We start from the raw sequence: 2,783 nt of genomic DNA on the forward strand, positions 1-2,783 counted from the left end.
CCAATTATTTATGAAGTAGCTGATAGATAAATCGATAAAAAACTGCGTCAATTATTAAATACGTACATTAAAAGAACTATTATTCCAATTAATATATAACCCTTCATTCTATCAACTTTACGTGCTCGACCTGTTCTTGATGTTGGAATACCTGTTGCTTTTGCAACTTTCCTTTAAAAATTAGCTTTCGCTCTTTTTAATGGGTTCATTATTAATTTCTATTTTATTTAAATTAAGTAACGCCTACATACCTATAAAACGTCGATATACTTATTCGTTACCAATTTCATAATACTTCCCTACTGTACAGTTTGCAGGCCTTGTATTGTTCCAAACTGAAATCAATGCTTTCTTTGCGTTCATTTCATTAAACCAATATTCAACTTTTCTTTTTTGTTTGCTTGTTAAGCTACCCTCAATTAATTCACAATTATCAAGCCTAAAAGAAGCTTTCGAGTCTGAGGTAATAACGTGAAAATGTGGTGGAGGGTGTTCGTTAGAATAAATCTCTATTTTAAGACCATCAACCCTTTTAACTAATTGCTTTATTTCAGTTAAAACAGGTCCATCCGGATCTATATCATCACTAACTAGAGTCTGTGAAGACAACAAAGAATGAAGGTGCTCGGTTAGCTCATCTAACGACTCAAACTGTTCAGGCGAATCCTCATAGAACCACTTAGTTCCTTTAAATGACATAAATATTCCTGTGTTAAAATTTAATTTAAGGTTCTAAACGAAGACTAATTATATTTCTTATTAATTCAAAGCGCTTTACTCATAAACAAGCTGTACGGATCTAACTCATAATCACCAAATGGTTCGCACTCTTTAAAGCCAAATTGAGCGTAAAGCTTTTGTGCGGGTAAAAATGCCTTTGCAGTGCCTGTTTCTAAACTTAACTTTTTATAACCTCGCAAGGTCGCTTGCTCAATAATATGCGTGAGCAATTTAGCAGCGATGCCTTGGCGTAAATAGTTGCTTGATGTGCGCATTGATTTAATTTCGCCATGCGTTGTATTTAGTGCTTTTAAAGCGCCAACACCCGCTAAATTATTATCAATCCATAAGCTATAAAAAGTTATATCGGGCTGAGTGAGTTTGCTCACATCAAGTGCATGCACGCTCTCAACAGGTGAGTGCTTTAGCATATCGTTATGGTGTGCTTGTAGTAGCTTTATAACTTCAGGATTTGAAAGCTCGCCTGTTTTAATTTTCATTTATAGCTCATTTTTTAGTGTATTAATATTTATTGTAAAGCGCCAATAACTTAACATTCAATTCATCATTATTAGAAGCTAAAACGCTACCGACTGATTTCGAGTTATCTAAATCCCCTACTCGCACCTCAAATGTTTTATTATCAAAGCTATCAATAAAAATATATCTTTCTTTTTGTTCATCAAAAAAGGATGGAAAATTATCTGTAATAGACATATCAAATTTCATGTCACTTTCCTCATAAACTCAAATTAATGCCTACATATATACTTAACTAACTTAAAAATATCATATTTATATAATTGGTTTATGCAGCTAGCTTCCACACTATAAACGCTAGGGCAAAACCAACTAAATACACCAAACCTAACCAACTTAAACAGCGCAGTAACACGCTGTGTTTAATATCAGGCTCTGAGCGCACTAAGCTAAAGTTAAGCCATGCAAAAACAGGTGTTGTAACAAACGAAAGTGTCATTGCAAACGTAAGCATTGGACCAAGGGCTGATTTAAAGAATAAAATAACGGCCATGCCAGCTAGTGCTTGCAGTACAAGCCAAATATTTAGGCTGTGTTTTGATTGCTTAAAGCCAAGTAGTTTATGAGATTCGTTAAGCGTGCGGGCGTAGCCATCTAGCACGGTGAGTGTAGTGCCAAACATACATAAAAAGGCGATTGCTGATACAAGCGGCCTTGCCCACTCGCCTATTGTTAATGCGTACATATCAATAAGCTGCTTGGCAAACGCGACACCGCCGAGTTCTATACTACTGGTTTGCCCGTACTGCACTAATACACCTAAGCTAAAAAATACCAAGGCTAAGCCAGCTGTAAGCCAGTAACCTACGTTAAAATCGAACAAGCCTTGGCTTTTAGAAACTGTTTGCTGCGCTTGTTTTTCTTTTAGCCATAAAGAACTTAATGCAGATATTTCGATAGGTGCTGGCATCCAGCCCATTAAAGCCACCATAAAGCTAAGCATGGCAAGTTCATACGGTGAAGGACCCACATAATCAGCAGGTGCCATTGGGCCGTTACTAAATGCAATGGCAAGGGCAATCAAAGTAGCGAGCGTAAGCAGCCCCATAATGCCTTTGGCAACGTTATCTAGCGCTTTAAAGTGCCCAAGTAGTAATATAACTAAACATACACCCAGCAGCATCCAACAAAGTAAGGTTACTTCGATAACCTCAGGTAAGGCGTAATGCAGTAAGCTTGCGGTAAGCAGTAATACGCCAGCGGTATTAACAACAGCGGCTACAATGTTTAAGCCAATAAAGCTGTAAAAATAAAACGGGCCTTTACTCTTATAGCCCTCCACTAGGCTATTTTTAGTCGCGAGTGTGTATTCCATACCAAAGCGAAAAAACGGATATTTTAAAACATTAACAACGAGGATAAGCCAAAATAGTTGCCAACCAAATATTGCTCCAGCTTGCGTAGAGGCAACTAGGTGAGATCCGCCAATAGCGGCTGTTGCCATGAGTATTCCAGGTCCAAGCGCACCTAGTCGAGACTTCCATACTGCTTTTGTTGTGTGCATTAATTTCTCAAAATATGTG

Annotated in this window: 4 protein-coding genes; all 4 read right to left on the reverse strand. The window is 37.5% G+C overall.

Annotated elements, in window-relative coordinates:
- Positions 1–270: 270 nt before the first annotated feature.
- The 4 genes from H5072_RS16115 to H5072_RS16130 all read right to left on the reverse strand — a co-directional run bounded on the left by H5072_RS16115 (position 271) and on the right by H5072_RS16130 (position 2,764).
- Complete coding sequence (locus tag H5072_RS16115; protein ID WP_007584766.1) at positions 271–699, reverse strand: DUF4160 domain-containing protein; 429 nt, start codon at positions 697–699, stop codon at positions 271–273.
- 65 nt (positions 700–764) lie between these two features.
- Positions 765–1,220, reverse strand: a complete 456-nt coding sequence (locus H5072_RS16120) for a GNAT family N-acetyltransferase (protein WP_182694096.1) — start codon at positions 1,218–1,220, stop codon at positions 765–767.
- A gap of 22 nt (positions 1,221–1,242) precedes the next feature.
- Positions 1,243–1,449 carry a hypothetical protein gene (locus H5072_RS16125; protein ID WP_182694097.1) on the reverse strand — a complete coding sequence of 69 codons (207 nt, stop codon included), beginning with the start codon at positions 1,447–1,449 and terminating at the stop codon, positions 1,243–1,245.
- Between the two features lie 79 nt (positions 1,450–1,528).
- Positions 1,529–2,764, reverse strand: coding sequence for an NRAMP family divalent metal transporter (locus H5072_RS16130; protein WP_404936333.1), 1,236 nt, complete (start codon positions 2,762–2,764; stop codon positions 1,529–1,531).
- Between the last annotated feature and the right edge of the window lie 19 nt (positions 2,765–2,783).

It is taken from the genome of Pseudoalteromonas sp. SR45-5 (assembly GCF_014163565.1).
GTDB classification, from domain to species: Bacteria; Pseudomonadota; Gammaproteobacteria; order Enterobacterales; family Alteromonadaceae; genus Pseudoalteromonas; species Pseudoalteromonas distincta.

Excerpts from the sequence above, each read along its gene's own strand:
- H5072_RS16115 (WP_007584766.1), bottom strand. The coding sequence starts at position 699 with ATGTCATTTAAAGGAACTAAGTGGTTCTATGAGGATTCGCCTGAACAG.
- H5072_RS16120 (WP_182694096.1), bottom strand. The coding sequence starts at position 1,220 with ATGAAAATTAAAACAGGCGAGCTTTCAAATCCTGAAGTTATAAAGCTA.
- H5072_RS16125 (WP_182694097.1), bottom strand. The coding sequence starts at position 1,449 with ATGAAATTTGATATGTCTATTACAGATAATTTTCCATCCTTTTTTGAT.
- H5072_RS16130 (WP_404936333.1), bottom strand. The coding sequence starts at position 2,764 with ATGCACACAACAAAAGCAGTATGGAAGTCTCGACTAGGTGCGCTTGGA.